This is a genomic window from Actinomadura xylanilytica, assembly GCF_030283145.1.
Classification (GTDB): Bacteria; Actinomycetota; Actinomycetes; order Streptosporangiales; family Streptosporangiaceae; genus Spirillospora; species Spirillospora xylanilytica.
The window spans coordinates 1,344,664-1,358,700 of record NZ_JASNWE010000003.1; the positions used below are offsets into that span (position 1 = coordinate 1,344,664).

12 protein-coding genes and 1 rRNA gene are annotated in these 14,037 nt (G+C 72.7%); 6 read left to right on the top strand and 7 right to left on the bottom strand.

The window, feature by feature from the left end; genetic code table 11:
* Window positions 1–16: 16 nt before the first annotated feature.
* Window positions 17–514, bottom strand: coding sequence for a phosphoribosyltransferase (locus QP090_RS23745; RefSeq protein ID WP_285941351.1), 498 nt, complete (start codon window positions 512–514; stop codon window positions 17–19).
* Window positions 515–719: 205 nt separating this feature from the next.
* On the opposite strand from QP090_RS23745, the gene QP090_RS23750 reads away from it, so the two are divergent.
* Window positions 720–2,876 (top strand): ATP-dependent DNA helicase, encoded by a 2,157-nt coding sequence (locus tag QP090_RS23750; protein WP_285941420.1) that lies wholly within the window; start codon window positions 720–722, stop codon window positions 2,874–2,876.
* 137 nt (window positions 2,877–3,013) lie between these two features.
* Here QP090_RS23750 and QP090_RS23755 read toward each other — a convergent pair whose 3' ends face one another.
* From QP090_RS23755 to QP090_RS23770, 4 genes are all read right to left on the bottom strand, one after another.
* Complete coding sequence (locus tag QP090_RS23755; protein WP_285941352.1) at window positions 3,014–3,451, bottom strand: pyridoxamine 5'-phosphate oxidase family protein; 438 nt, start codon at window positions 3,449–3,451, stop codon at window positions 3,014–3,016.
* A 132-nt stretch (window positions 3,452–3,583) separates the two neighbouring features.
* Entirely contained in the window at window positions 3,584–4,795 is a 1,212-nt protein-coding gene (locus tag QP090_RS23760; protein ID WP_285941354.1) for a pyridoxal phosphate-dependent aminotransferase, read from the bottom strand.
* Between the two features lie 115 nt (window positions 4,796–4,910).
* Window positions 4,911–7,448: an ABC transporter permease gene (locus QP090_RS23765; protein WP_285941356.1), complete on the bottom strand. Its 2,538-nt coding sequence runs from the start codon at window positions 7,446–7,448 to the stop codon at window positions 4,911–4,913.
* On the bottom strand, window positions 7,445–8,155 hold the full coding sequence (locus QP090_RS23770) for an ABC transporter ATP-binding protein (protein WP_432763069.1): 711 nt from the start codon (window positions 8,153–8,155) through the stop codon (window positions 7,445–7,447). Before QP090_RS23770 ends, QP090_RS23765 begins: the two co-directional genes overlap by 4 nt.
* Before the next feature lie 393 nt (window positions 8,156–8,548).
* Between QP090_RS23770 and QP090_RS23775 the strand changes: the two genes are divergently transcribed.
* The 4 genes from QP090_RS23775 to QP090_RS23790 all read left to right on the top strand — a co-directional run bounded on the left by QP090_RS23775 (window position 8,549) and on the right by QP090_RS23790 (window position 11,857).
* On the top strand, window positions 8,549–9,433 hold the full coding sequence (locus tag QP090_RS23775) for a TetR/AcrR family transcriptional regulator (RefSeq protein ID WP_285941358.1): 885 nt from the start codon (window positions 8,549–8,551) through the stop codon (window positions 9,431–9,433).
* A gap of 125 nt (window positions 9,434–9,558) precedes the next feature.
* The gene (locus QP090_RS23780) at window positions 9,559–10,560 is read left to right on the top strand and encodes an AurF N-oxygenase family protein (RefSeq protein ID WP_285941360.1); all 1,002 of its coding nucleotides are present in this window, start codon (window positions 9,559–9,561) and stop codon (window positions 10,558–10,560) included.
* Window positions 10,561–10,704: 144 nt separating this feature from the next.
* Window positions 10,705–10,890, top strand: a complete 186-nt coding sequence (locus QP090_RS23785) for a hypothetical protein (RefSeq protein ID WP_285941362.1) — start codon at window positions 10,705–10,707, stop codon at window positions 10,888–10,890.
* A gap of 142 nt (window positions 10,891–11,032) precedes the next feature.
* The gene (locus QP090_RS23790; protein WP_285941363.1) at window positions 11,033–11,857 is read left to right on the top strand and encodes an SDR family NAD(P)-dependent oxidoreductase; all 825 of its coding nucleotides are present in this window, start codon (window positions 11,033–11,035) and stop codon (window positions 11,855–11,857) included.
* Window positions 11,858–11,979: 122 nt separating this feature from the next.
* Here QP090_RS23790 and QP090_RS23795 read toward each other — a convergent pair whose 3' ends face one another.
* A complete protein-coding gene (locus tag QP090_RS23795; RefSeq protein WP_285941365.1) occupies window positions 11,980–13,008 on the bottom strand; it encodes a PP2C family protein-serine/threonine phosphatase in 1,029 nt (342 codons plus the stop codon).
* Window positions 13,009–13,435: 427 nt separating this feature from the next.
* On the opposite strand from QP090_RS23795, the gene QP090_RS23800 reads away from it, so the two are divergent.
* Window positions 13,436–13,924: a 2-thiouracil desulfurase family protein gene (locus QP090_RS23800; protein ID WP_285941367.1), complete on the top strand. Its 489-nt coding sequence runs from the start codon at window positions 13,436–13,438 to the stop codon at window positions 13,922–13,924.
* 39 nt (window positions 13,925–13,963) lie between these two features.
* Here the strand turns inward: QP090_RS23800 and rrf are convergent.
* Window positions 13,964–14,037 (bottom strand): 5S ribosomal RNA (rrf, locus tag QP090_RS37700); the annotation flags it as partial.

Below are 14,037 nucleotides of genomic sequence, written 5' to 3' on the forward strand. Positions count from 1 at the left end.
CTGTGGATAACCGGGGTCAGGCGTCCAGCACCTGGTGCTCCGCGCTGACCACGGGCGGCTGCGTCGACCAGGGGAAATTGATCCAGCGGTCGGTGTGCTTCCACACGTACTCGGACTTCACCGACGAGTGGGGCTTCTGGTAGACCACCGCGCACCGGACGTCGGCGACGTGATCGGCGCAGAAGTCCCTGACCAGCTTGAGGGTGGCGCCGGTGTCGGCCACGTCGTCGGCGACCAGCACCTTGGCGCCCGACAGGTCCACGGCGTTCGGCACCGGCGGGAGCATCACCGGCAGGTCGAGGCGCTGGTCCACGTCGGTGTAGAACTCCACGTTCATGACGTGCAGGTTCTTGACGTCCAGCGCGTAGCCGAGGGAGCCGGCGACGAAGAGGCCGCCGCGCGCGATGGACAGGATCAGGTCCGGCCGGTAGCCGCTGTCGGCGACCTCCTGCGCCAGCTCACGGCTGGCCGTGCCGAACGACTCCCAGGTCAGGACTTCTCTTTCAGCAGACACGGCGTCTATTTTGACCGATCCGCGGCGGTGCCGGACACGCCGGGTCCGCGCGGCGCCCCCGCCGGGGCCGCCCCGCTCCGGGCGTCCGCGCGATCATGTGGCCCGGCTCATGGGTGCCGGGCGCGTTCGTCCTCCACGACCGGTAGCGTTGGCCGACGTGCCCGCCCCTGATCTGCTGACCGCCAGCGATACCCAGATTCCAGACATGGCGACCCTGCTGTCCGCCGCCGTCGAGGCCATCGGAGGGGCTGAACGTCCCGGGCAGGTGGAGATGGCCGAGGCCGTCCAGCAGGCGATCGGCTCTGGTGAGCACGTCGCCGCGCAGGCGGGCACGGGCACCGGCAAGTCGCTCGCCTACCTCGTCCCGGCGATCCGGCACGCGATGGACAAGCGCACCACCGTCGTGGTGTCGACCGCGACGATCGCGTTGCAGCGCCAGCTCGTCGACCGCGACCTGCCCCGGCTGGCCGAGGCCCTGCGCCCGCTGCTCGGCCGCGATCTGAAGTTCGCGATCCTCAAGGGCCGGCGCAACTACCTGTGCCTGCACCGGGTGCAGGCCGGGATGCCCGACGACCAGGAGGAGAGCGAGAGCCTGTTCGACCCGCAGCAGCTCTCGTCCCTCGGGCGGCAGGTCAAGCGGCTGAACGAGTGGGCCGAGGAGACCAGGACCGGCGACCGCGACGAGCTCGTCCCCGGCGTGAACGAGCAGGCGTGGCGGCAGGTGGCCGTCACCGCCAAGGAGTGCCTCGGCGCGACCCGCTGCCCGCAGGGCACCGAGTGCTTCGCCGAGCTGGCCCGCGCCGAGGCCGGCGAGGCGCACATCGTGGTCACCAACCACGCGCTGCTCGCGATCGACGCGCTGGAGGAGTTCCAGGTCCTGCCCGAGCACGACGTGGTGATCGTGGACGAGGCGCACGAGCTGGTCGACCGGGTCACCTCGGTCGCGACCGGCGAGCTGAGCGGGGCCGCGGTGGAGACCGCCGCGCGCCGCTGCGGACGGCTCGTCGAGGAGTCCGTCGCCGAGCGGCTGACGGAGTCGGCGGAGGGCCTCGGACTTCTCCTGGAGGACCACCCGGCGGGGCGCATGGACGTCCTGTCCCCCGCGATCGGCACCGCCCTCGCCGTCGCGCGCGACGCGGCGCACGCCTGCCTGACCGCCATCGGCCCGGAGAAGAAGGACACCGACCCGGGCGACATGGGCGCGCGCAAGGCCGCCCGGTCCTCGCTGAACGACCTGCACGACACGGCGGTGCGGCTGCTGGAGGCGTTCCAGCCCGAGATCTCCGCGCGGTCCGACGTCGTCTGGCTCGACAAGCCGTTCGTCCAGGACGGCCGGCCCCGGCGCCCGCCGACGCTCCGCGTGGCCCCGATCGGCGTCGGCGGCCTGCTGCGCACCACGCTGTTCGAGAAGCGCACCGCGATCCTGACCTCGGCGACCCTCACCCTGGGCGGCTCGTTCGAGCCGCTGGCCGTCCAGTGGGGCCTGCCGTCCCTCGGCGGACCGAGCGGCGCCGCCCGTCCCCGGCGGGGCGAGGACGGTGGCGCCCGCACGGCCGCCGAGGGCATCGCGACCACCGCGACCGACGACGCGGAGACCGGCGGCGGTGCGAGCGACGCCGCCGGCGGCGGCGGCGGCAAGGAGATCAGCTGGTCCGGGCTCGACGTCGGCTCCCCGTTCGACCATCCCAAGGCCGGGATCCTCTACGTCGCCCGCCACCTCCCCCAGCCCGGACGGGACGGCCTCGCCGACGCGTACCTGACCGAGATCACCGAGCTGATCGAGGCGGCGGGCGGACGGACGCTCGGGCTGTTCTCGTCCATGCGCGCCGCCCGGCAGGCCGCCGACGAGCTGAAGGACCACCTGTCCCATCCGCTGCTCTGCCAGGGCGAGGACTCCACGTCCCAGCTGGTGAAGCAGTTCGCCGCCGACGAGCGGACCTGCCTGTTCGGCACACTGTCGCTCTGGCAGGGCGTGGACGTGCCGGGTCCCGCGCTTCAGCTCGTCATCATGGACCGCATCCCGTTCCCCAGGCCGGACGACCCGATCGCCTCGGCGCGGCAGCGCGCGGTGGCCGCCCGCGGCGGCAACGGCTTCATGGCGGTGGCCGCCACGCACGCCGCGCTGCTGCTCGCCCAGGGAGCGGGCCGCCTGCTGCGCTCCATGAGCGACCGCGGCGTGGTCGCGATCCTCGACCCCCGCCTGGCGACGGCCCGCTACGGCGGCTTCCTCAAGACCTCGCTGCCCCCGTTCTGGGCGACGACCGACCCCGATACCGTGCGCGGCGCCCTCCGCCGTCTGGACGAGGCGGCCGGGCAGCCCGGCACGGGCCAGAACGGCGCAGGCAAGGACGAGGCAAGCTAGGGCGACGCAGGCTAAGACGGCGTGAGGTAGGGCGGGGACGGCTCATAAGGGGCGGTCGGGCATGACGGCGACATCCGCACCGCCCCTGCCCCTACCTCCGCCCCTGACCCCACCGCCGCCACGACCGGACGGCGGGCTCAGTCGCGGTGGAGGCGGCGGCCGGTGATCTCCCCGGGGGTGAGGCGGACGCGGGCCTCGCGTTCGCCGCCCGGCCAGGGCACGACCTCGGCCGCGGTCTCGTCGTCGGACAGGTGGTGCGCGCCGCCGCGCAGCAGCACGCTCCAGCCCTCGTGCTCGGCGTCGTCGATGCGGTCGACCTCGAACGCGATCCGCACCTCGGCGCCGACGAGGCCCGTGGTCAGGCTCCAGTTCAGGCGTCCGCCGAGGCTGGTGCGGAACACCACCGCCTCGCCGTCCAGGACGTAGTTCACCGGGATGACGGTGGGGCCCTCCCCATCGTCGAACGCGACCCGGCCGACGCCGCCGGGGGCGATCAGCCGCAGGCACTCCTCGCGGTCCAGTTCCCGCAGTGCCGAACGTCCCGGCGCGCTTCCGGTCCCATCAGTTGTGTCCATCGTTCACCCCCGTCGCAAGCCTTCCCAGATTCGGGCCGTCCCACCGCTTTCCGGACGGTCCGGCCGACTCCGGCCCGGGGCCGGCCGCTCGAGGTCCGCCGCTCAGGGGTCCGCCGCTCGGGGGTCCGCCGCTCAGCGGCGGCGCTTCTCCAGGAACTCGCCGATGCGGCCGATGGCCTCCTCCAGGTCCTCGGCGTACTGCAAGGTGACCACGCGGAAGTGGTCGGTGGCGGGCCAGTTGAAGCCGCTCCCCTGGACGACGAGGATCTTCTGCTGCTCCAGCAGCTCGAACGCGAACCGCACATCGTCGTCGATCGGGTGCATCTCGGGATCGAGCCTCGGGAACACGTACAGGGCGCCCTCGGGGCGGGCGCAGCTCACCCCGGGCAGGTCGTTGAGCAGCTTCCAGGCGCTGTCGCGCTGCTCGCCGAGGCGCCCGGTCGGCAGGACCAGGTCGTCGATGCTCTGGTAGCCGCCGAGCGCGGCCTGGATCGCGTGCTGGCCCGGCACGTTCGGGCACAGCCGCATGTTGGCCAGGATGTCCAGGCCCTCGATGTAGGACGCGGCGTGCCCCTTCGGGCCCGACAGCGCCACCCAGCCGGACCGGAACCCGGCGACCCGGTAGTTCTTGGACAGCCCGCCGAAGGTGAGGCAGAGCAGGTCGGGGGCGAGAGAGGCGATCGAGGTGTGCACCGCGTCGTCGTACAGGATCCGGTCGTAGATCTCGTCCGCGAAGATGATCAGGTTGCGGCGGCGGGCCACCTCGACGATCCGCTCCAGCACCGGGCGCGGGTAGACCGCGCCGGTCGGGTTGTTCGGGTTGATGATCACGATCGCCCGGGTGCGGTCGGTGATCTTCGCCTCGATGTCGTCCAGGTCGGGGGCCCAGCCCGCCTGCTCGTCGCACAGGTAGTGCACCGGCGTGCCGCCGCACAGCGAGGCCGACGCCGTCCACAGCGGGTAGTCCGGGGCCGGGATCAGCACCTGGTCGCCGTCGTTGAGCAGCGCCTGGAGCGTCATCACGATCAGCTCGGAGACACCGTTGCCGAGGTAGACGTCCTCCACGTCGAGCCCGGTGACGCCCTGGCCCTCGTAGCGCTGCACGATGGCGCGGCGCGCGGGCAGGATGCCCTTGGAATCGCTGTAGCCGTGCGCCTCCGGCAGGTTGCGGATCATGTCCTGGAGGAGCTCGGGCGGGGCCTCGAACCCGAACGGGGCGGGGTTGCCGATGTGCAGCTTGAGGATGCGCTGCCCCTCGGCCTCGAGCTGTTTGGCGCGCTTGAGCACCGGCCCGCGGATGTCATAACAGACGTTGCTGAGCTTTCCCGACTGGTTGACCTGCATGGACACACCATATCCGGGCGCGATCAGAGGTTTCCGCCGGTTTTGCGGACGCTGCGCGGCCCGGACCCGCCCGGAGCCACCGGGTCAGGGCCGGGACCGGCATCAGGTCAGGGCGTCACGGCGCGGCGATCGAGGAGAGGATCGCCGACCGGGAGGCCCGCCGGGCCGGACGGATCGCGGCCGGTACACCGGCGACCGCGCCCACCACGGCGATCACCGCGAGCTGGGTCCCGGACGGCGCGAACGGGTTGCCGAGCGACCGGCCGAGCCCCCAGCCGAGGAACAGGCCGAGCCCGATCCCCCCGGCCGTCCCGAACAGCGCGACGATCACCGATTCCCAGCGCACCATCGACCTGACCTGGGACCGGGTCGCGCCGACGGCCCGGAGCAGGCCGAGCTCGCGGGTCCGCTCGTGGACCGACAGCGCCAGGGTGTTGGCGATGCCGAGCAGCGCGATGACGATCGCCAGCGCGAGCATCCCGTACACGACGGCGATGAAACCGTTAATGTCCTCGGTCTGCGCGGCGACGAAGCGGTCCCGTGACTGCGCCTCGGGGGCCCCGTAAGGCGCGGCGGCCCTGGTGAGGGCCCGCTCGGCGTCCGCGGGCGACGCCCCGGGCCTCAGGTCGACGAACGCCAGGGTGTCGAGCGGCTGCCCGGTGTGCGCGTTCCACACCGCGCGGGGCACCAGGTAGTCGCCGGCGAGATCGGTGTTCTTGTAGACCGCGCCGACCTGGAGGGTCTGCCGGGTCCCGTCGGCGAACGTCACGCCGACCCGGGACCCGGGCCGCCAGCCGCGGTCGCGGGCGATCTTCTCCGACACCGCCAGCCCGCCGGTCGCGCCGTCCCCGCCCGTGGAGGGGGTCGCGGCGAGGCCGCCCTGGACGACGTCCAGGTCCAGCACGCGTTGCAGGCTCACCAGGTCGGCGATCCGCACGTTGGCGGGCCGTCCGTCCACCCGCAGGTCGCCCCGTCCCATCCCGGCGACGTTCCGGACCTGGGGCAGCTCGGCGGCGTCCGCGGCGAAGCGGGTGTCGAATCCACCGGTCTCGTTGCTGCCGGCGTTGACCACGATCCGGCCATGGAAGGAGCCCGCCACGCCGTCCTCCAGCCCCGCGCGCAGCGAGCCGATCAGCACGATGAGCAGGGTGACCACGCCGACGCCGATCATCAGCGCGGTCGCGGCGCCGGCCGTGCGGCGCGGGCTGCGCCGGGCGTTGTCGCGGGCGAGCGCGCCGGGGACGCCGCGCAGCCGCGCCGCGGGCGCGCCGGCGACCGCGGCGGCCCGGCGGGCCACCACGGGCCCGAGCGCCACCATCGCGATCAGGCACAGCACGGCGCCCGCGGCGGTCATCGGGACCCGCCCGGTCAGCGCGCCGAGGGCGACCGAGCCCGCGGCGACGGCGGCCAGCACCGAACCGATGATGATCCTGGTGTCGGTGGGCGCGGTGCTCTCGGCGGCGACCTCGCGCAGCGCGGCCAGCGGCGGCACCCGGGAGACCCGCAGCGCGGGGCCGAGCGCGGCGATCAGCGTGACGGCCAGGCCGACCGGCACGGCGACCAGGGCGGCGGTGGCGGTGAACACCAGCCCCTGCATCGCGATCCCGATCCGGAAGGCCGAGAACAGCCGTCTCAGCAGCTCCGCGAAGCCGATCCCGCCGGCCAGCCCCGCGAGCGTGGCCACGGCGCCGACCGCCAGGGCCTCGGCGGCGGCGATCGCCACGACCTGGCGGCGCCGGGCGCCGAGCGCTCTCAGCAGAGCCGACTCCCGTGTCCGCTGCGCCATGGTGATGGCGAACGTGTTGTGGATGCTGAACGCCGCGACCAGCAGCGCCACCCCGCCGAACGCGGCGAGCACGACGCGGAAGCCCCGCAGGAATCCGCTCTCCACTGCGCTCAGTCCCTCGTCCACCTGACCGTCGCCGGTGATGGCCTCGGTCCCGGCCGGCAGGACCGGCCGCACGCGCGCGGCCAGCGCGTCCTGGCTCAGCCCGTCCGCGGCCCGGATCCAGACCGCGGTGATGCGGTCTGGTGTACGCGCGACGTAGCGGCGGGCGCCTTCCAGGGTGAACGCCGTGAAGGCGGTCTCGCCGAAAGCGTCCTCGTCTCCGAACCTGCTGATGCCGACGACGGTGACCGGGACCTTCTCAGGGGTGAGCACGGCCGTGCGGTCCCCGACACGGAGCCTGCCCTCGTCGGCGAACATCTTGTTGATGACGACCTCGTCGGGCGCGCGGGGTGCCCGTCCCTCAGCGAGGCGGTACGGGTTGAGCTTCGGGTCGGTCAGCCAGTTCCCGGCCGTCCTGGGGCCGCGCGACTGGATCGTGGTGCCGTCCTTGGCCAGTAACTGTCCCGACCCCTGGATGACCGGTTCGGCGTTCGCGACGCCGTCCACGCGCCGTACCCGGTCCAGGGCCGCGGCGTCGATCTGCCCACGGGGGCCCCAGGGGGCGTCGCTCACCTTGGTCGCGTTCCGTACGGTGACATCGGTGTCCCCGTACGCGCGCGCGTAGTAGTCGTCGATGCTCCCCGCCAGCGTGTCGCCGAGCACCAGCGTGCCGGTAAGGAACGCCACGCCGAGGAACACGGCCACGAGGGAGCCCGCGAGCCGCCGCCTGCGCCCCCACAGCTCCTTGAGGACCAGCCCGGTCACGACAGGCCCCCGAGGCCGTGCATCCGGTCCAGGACGCGGTCGGCGGTCGGGGCGTCCATGACGTCGGCGACGCGGCCGTCGGCGAGGAACACCACCGCGTCGGCGCGGGCCGCCGCGGCCGGGTCGTGGGTGACCATCGCGACGGTCTGGCCGAGGTCGTCCACCGCGCCGCGCAGCAGCGCGAGGACCTCGGCTCCGGTGCGGGAGTCCAGGTTGCCGGTCGGCTCGTCGGCGAACACGATCTGCGGCCGGGTGACCAGCGCGCGGGCCAGCGCGACCCGCTGCTGCTGACCGCCCGACAGCTCGGACGGACGGTGCGTCAGCCGGTCGCCGAGGCGCAGGACCCGCACCACCGTGTCCAGCCACTCCCGGTCGGGACGGGTGCCGGCCAGCGTCATCGGCAGCGTGATGTTGTCGAGCGCGGTGAGCGTCGGGAGCAGGTTGAACGCCTGGAAGACGAACCCGATCCGTTCCCGCCGCAGCCGGGTGAGCCGCCGGTCGGAGAGCGCGCCGAGCTCCTGGCCGCCGACGTAGACCTTGCCGGACGTCGCGCCGTCCAGCCCGGCGACGCAGTGCATGAGCGTGGACTTGCCGGCCCCGGACGGTCCCATGACGGCGGTGAACCGGCCGGCCGGGAGCACCACGCTGACGTTGTCGAGCGCGCGCACGGCCATGTCCCCCGTGCCGTACACCTTGCTGAGCCCCACGGTCCGCGCACCACCCTCCGGCGCACCGCCCCCCAACGGACCGCCGGCCGCCTCGTCCTCGGGGACCGGGCGCCGTCCGGGCGCCCCGTCGGTGATCGATCGCCTTGCCTCCGCTGCGTTTCCCATGGACCGGATCGTCGCGCCATGGTCTGCGGCGCGTCGTCCGGCCAGGAGAGGCACCCCGCCTGCTCCCCGTGCGGCACCACCTGCGGCGCGCGTACGCCCAACGCGGTACCGGCCGTCCGGTCAGCCGGTGAACAGGGTGCGGGAACGTTCCGAGCCCGGAGGAACAGGCCCGGGACGCCCCGCGAATCAGACTCGCCGTCCAATTGTGACCCGCGCAACATACATGCAGGCTTGCTTGCTTGTATGTCGCGCTCGTACGGTCGGGGTGTGTCAGTGAGCACTCGGCGACGTCATCCGCGCAGGCGCGGCAGCAGCGGCGGCGGTCGGCGCACCCAGGAGGAGCGCCGGTCGCAGACGCAGGCACGCCTGCTGGAGGCGACCATGGACTGCCTCGTCCACCTGGGCTGGTCGGGCACCTCCACCACGGAGGTCGCCCGCCGCGCCGGCGTCTCGCGCGGCGCCCAGCAGCACCACTACCCGACCAAGATGGTGCTGGTCGCCGCGTCGCTCGAGCACCTGCTGGAGGCGCAGCGGCTGGCGTACGAGTCGGCGTTCGCGGTGCTGCCGGCCGGCCGGCGCAACGTCGAGGGCGCGCTCGACCTGCTCTGGGAGGTCTTCCGCGGCCCGCCCGCCAAGGCGCTCATGGAGCTGGCCGTCGCGGCCCGCACCGACGAGGAGCTGCGCCCGCTCTGCCGCGACCTCAACGAGCGCATCCTCCAGGTCATCACCGAGACCTTCGAGCGCATGTTCCCCGAGAACGAGCTCGCGCCCGACTTCGTCCCGACGCTGCTGCGCGGCCTGTTCGCGATGTTCGTCGGGCTGTCGGTGCAGAACGCGCTGGACGATGACGCCAGCAGCCACCAGGAGGCCGTGCTCAGGCAGGTCAAGGACTTCGCCCGGCTGATCGTCCCCCAGCCCGGAACAGCCACCGCGGCGTCCCCGCCGCCCACCACCGACACCGGCTCCACCCCGCCGGGCGACGCCGCTCCCACGAGCGTCACGTCCACCGCCTGCACCAGGGGAGCGGCGGCCACCGCGCCCCCCTCCAGTGCGGCGACCTCCGAACCCGCCTCCGAATCCGCCTCCCCCCTCGGCAAAGCACCCGTGGCCGAGTTCAGGGCCCCCGACGCCCCGGCCGCGACGCACACCTGAAGCATCCCGACACAGCGCTTCGAACGCCGTGAACCCCGCACCGCACCCCGTTCACCCCACCCCGTTCACCGCACCCAGCACGCCGACCCCCTGAACACCGCCCACCTCCCGAGGGAGCGCTCGACATGACCAAGGCCCCCACCGAACTCGCCGAGGAAGTCCGCGAGCAGGTCAAGGACAAGAAGGCTTACCTGGGTGTCATCGAGCGCCTCAACAAGGCCTCGGTGGACAAGCACTGGGAGGCGTACGCCGACATCCCGTGGAACGAGCCCGAGTTCCTGGTCGACAAGACCGACCCGCGCTGGATCCTCCCGCCGTTCGACCGGCTCGGCGAGACCGCCTGGTACCAGTCCCAGCCGCCCGAGATCCAGGCGCAGATCGGGCTGTGGCGGGTCGCCACCGCCATGAAGATCGGCCTTCAGTTCGAGAACCTGCTCAAGCGCGGCCTGCTCAACTACGCCTACCGGCTGCCGAACGGCCGGCCCGAGTTCCGCTACGTCTACCACGAGACGACCGAGGAATGTCACCACGGGATGATGTTCCAGGAGTTCGTCAACCGCACCAAGATGCCGATCAAGGGCATGCCGCGGGCGCTCAGCGCGGTCGCGCAGGCCGCCCCGTGGATCCCGCTGGTCAACACCGAGCTGTTCTTCGTGTTCGTGCTCGGCGGCGAGGACCCGATCGACTACGTGCAGCGCAAGTCCCTCAAGGGCGGGCACATCAAGCACCCGCTCGAGGAGACCATCATGAAGATCCACATCGCCGAGGAGGCCCGGCACATCTCCTTCGCCCGGCACTACCTCAAGCACCGGGTGCCGAACATGAACCCGATCCGGCGCCGGATCCTCGGCGTCGCCACCCCGATCGTGCTCGGCGTGATGGCGCGGATCATGCTCTCCCCGCCCGGCCCGATGGTGCGGCACTTCAACATCCCCAAGGACGTCGTCCGCGACGCCTACAAGAACGACGCGGCCCAGGCCGAGATCGCCAACTCCGTCGGCAAGATCCGCGATCTGATGGCCGAGCTCGACGTCGTCAACCCGGTCAACAAGCGGGTGTGGAAGGCGTTCGGCATCTGGGACGAGCCGAAGCGGCGCCGCGCCGTCCAGCCGGCCAAGGCCGCCTGACCCGTGACCCGTGACCCGCGCACGCGCCGCGGCGGACGCGCCCGCGCCCTCCCCCCGTCCCGCCGCGGTGACGCCCGCGGCGGGACCGGGCGGACCGTACAAGGTCGTCATCGTCGGCACCGGCTTCTCGGGTTCACCACCTGGGTGCGCCGCAAGTCGGAGGGCGCCGTCTGGATGGCCGGCGGCTGCACCGGCTGGTATCTCGACCGCGACGGCGCCAACCGGGCCGCCTGGCCCGCCTCGACGGTGAACTACTGGCTCCGCACCCGGCGCCTGGACCCGGCCGACTTCGAGGTGGAGCGGCTGGAGCAGCCGGCCGGCCGTCCTTAGCACCGCGGTGAGTACCGGGACGGTCCACCGCCCCGTAGAATCCACCCAATTAAACGCCCCATCCAATTAGTCGCCGCGGGCCGGGCCCACTCCCCCTTCGGGCCCGGCCGCGCGGTCGGCCCTCGCAGCGAGCGGAGCCCCGATGAGCATTGCGATCGTGACCGGAGGCGCGTCCGGCATCGGCCGCGCGGTCGCCACGTCCCTGGTAGCGCGCGGCGACACGGTGATCGTCACCGACATCAACGCGGGCGGCGCCGCGAAGGTCGCGGCCCGGCTGAACACCCTCGGCCGCGGCAGGGCGACCTCGGCGGCGCTGGACGTCACCGACGCGGGCGCGGTGGAGGAGCTGTACAAGGGCGCCGCCGCCGAGCACGGCCGGCTCGACCTGGTCTTCAACAACGCCGGCATCGCGATCGGCGGCCTGGCCGAGGAGCTCACCCTCGACCACTGGAACCGGGCCATCGACATCAACCTCAAGGGCGTGGTGCACGGCGTGCACGCCGCGTACCCGATCATGCTGGCGCAGGGCTCCGGGCACATCGTCAACACCGCCTCACTGGCCGGGCTGGTCCCGATGCCGATCGGCATCCCCTACACCGCCACCAAGCACGCCGTGGTGGGGCTGTCCCTCGGCCTGCGCGCCGAGGCAGCCGGACGCGGCGTCAGGGTCAGCGTGGTCTGCCCGAGCTTCGTCGACACCCCCCTGCTCGCCAACGTCAACCCCGACCTGCCCGAGACCCCGATGAGCGGCGACGCCAAGAACGACATCAAGAAGGCGTCGCCCCGCCTCTACACCGCCGAGAAGCTGGCCCGCGACATCGTCCGCGGCATCGACAAGAACCAGGCGCTGATCGTCGCCCCCGCCCATGGCCGGCTGGCCTGGCGGGGCGTGCGCCTCAACCCGGCCGCCGCGGTGCGCGTCGCGCAGATCGCCGTCGACCGCGTCCGCGCCGACAAGAAGAGCTGACCCGCCCGCACCTCGGCCGGACGCGACCGGGCCGCTCCACCACCGGCCCCAACTCGCGCGCCGCGCACCCCGCGCCCTCCGGAGCTCATGCCCCGCGTGATGCGCGCCGCGCCGTGCGGGGGTCACCAGCCGAAGCGCACCAGGAGCAGTGCCGTGTCGTCGTGGAGCCGTCCGCCGACGTAGGCACGCAGGTCGGTCTCGAGGCGTTCCATCAGCTCTCGGGGATCGTCGCAGGCCAACGCGCGGGCGCGTTCGGCGAGCGGGTAGAAGCGGCCGGCCGCGTTCCGCGCGTCGCTCACCCCGTCGGTGTAGATCAGCATCCGGTCCCCCGGCCCCAGCGCAAGGGTGGTGGCCGCGCACCCTCCCTCCACCATGCGCAGCAGGCCGAGCGGCGGGGCCGGGGGCAGCATGTCGGCGAACCCCACCCGGCCGTCGGCCCGCAGCAGCAGCGGCGGCGGATGCCCGCACGTGACCAGCTCAACGGTGTCGGCGTCGGCGGAGACCTCGGCGAACAGCGCGGTGACGAACTCCTCCTCACCGGTCCGGGTGGCGAGGAACGCGTCGAGCCGGGCGGCGACCTCGGGCAGCGACTTCTCGTGCTGGACGAGTTCGCGGTACGCGCCGAGCACGTCGGTGGCCTGCTCGACGGCGGCCAGCCCCTTCCCCATCACGTCGCCGACGATCAGCCGCACCCCGTAGGGGGTGCTGGCGACGTCGTAGAGGTCGCCGCCCACGCGGGCCTGCGCCGCGGCGGCCAGGTAGCGGACCCGCGCGTGCACCGGGCCGAGCCGTTCGGGCACCGGCCGCAGCAGCGCCCGCTGCATCGCCTCGGCGATCTCGCGCAGGTCGGCCTGGGCGGTATCGCTGCGCTGCTGCCTGCGCGCGGAGATGTACATCATCGCCGTGGTGGCCGCGATGCCGAGCGGGCTGCCGACCGCGACGATCGGATGGGCCTCGCGGTGCAGGATCGCGAGCGGCGTCGCGACGGCCAGCGTCAGCGCCCCGATCAGCAGCGCGTATCGGGGCGGGCAGGAGGGGTACAGCGCCGCCAGCGTGGGGACGGCGACCAGGAGGGCCATGGTGGTGTAGCGGTCGGGCAGAACGAGGTCGGCGGCCGTGATGGCGCCGATGAGGGCGGCGAGCGTGATCACGATGGCATCGCCCCCGCGAATCCGGTGCTGCGGCCGGGCTGGTGCGATCGAGGCATGAAGCATCGCCGCTCTCCCTGGACGAGGTACCCAGTGTCAGTGACAATGGCCGATTGTAGTCAGGTGATCACATTTTGCAGCGGGATATCGGCGAAAAGCAGCGACGGGTTCGCCAGAGCTGCCTTCCTCGCCAGAAATGCCTGTCCCGCCGGGAGTCCCCGCCTACCAAGAGCGCCTGCCTTTCTACCGGCACCGCCGCCCGCGAACTGCACGGAGCGCTCGCCGTTCCGAACGAATACACAGGGCCGACGCGAAGTTGGCAGCGGGCAGGACCCACTTCAGTGAGCATCCGCCCCACGACGGCCCGCCGGCCAGGACCAGTGGGAGTCGCCGGGGAGTCCCATCGAAGCGGTCCGCATAGGCTGATCGTGTGGAATCGATTCTGGTGAGCTCCTGTCTGCTCGGCAGGCCCGTCCGGTACGACGGGCGCGGGAAGGCCGTGCACGACGAACTGTTCGCGCAGTGGCGCACGGAGGGACGTCTCGTCCCGTTCTGCCCGGAGGTGTCGGGCGGTCTGCCGGTGCCGCGCCCCCCGGCCGAGATCGTCGGTGACGCCGCGGCGGTGCTCGACGGCACGGCCCAAGTACGAACCGCCGCAGGCGAGGACGTCACGGAGCACTTCGTCCGCGGGGCCCGGCTCGCCCTGGAGGCCGCTGAGCGCGCCGGCGCCCGGATCGCGCTTCTGAAACAGGGCAGCCCTTCCTGCGGGAACGGGCGGGTCCACGACGGGACGTTCGCCGGCGTGTCCGTCGCGGGAGACGGAGTGACCACCGTCCTCTTGGAACGCAACGGCGTCAGCGTCTTCAGCGAGGACGACCTGCTGGCCGTGCAGTCACTTCTGAAAGAGCTGGAGAAATGAGAAAGGCCCCGCCGAATGGCGGGGCCTTTCACAAAAAGAGTCCGGCGGTGTCCTACTCTCCCACACAGTCTCCCGTGCAGTACCATCGGCGCTGAAGGGCTTAACTTCCGGGT

Excerpts from the sequence above, each read along its gene's own strand:
- QP090_RS23750 (WP_285941420.1), top strand. The coding sequence starts at position 720 with ATGGCGACCCTGCTGTCCGCCGCCGTCGAGGCCATCGGAGGGGCTGAA.
- QP090_RS23755 (WP_285941352.1), bottom strand. The coding sequence starts at position 3,451 with ATGGACACAACTGATGGGACCGGAAGCGCGCCGGGACGTTCGGCACTG.
- QP090_RS23760 (WP_285941354.1), bottom strand. The coding sequence starts at position 4,795 with ATGCAGGTCAACCAGTCGGGAAAGCTCAGCAACGTCTGTTATGACATC.
- QP090_RS23780 (WP_285941360.1), top strand. The coding sequence starts at position 9,559 with ATGACCAAGGCCCCCACCGAACTCGCCGAGGAAGTCCGCGAGCAGGTC.
- QP090_RS23790 (WP_285941363.1), top strand. The coding sequence starts at position 11,033 with ATGAGCATTGCGATCGTGACCGGAGGCGCGTCCGGCATCGGCCGCGCG.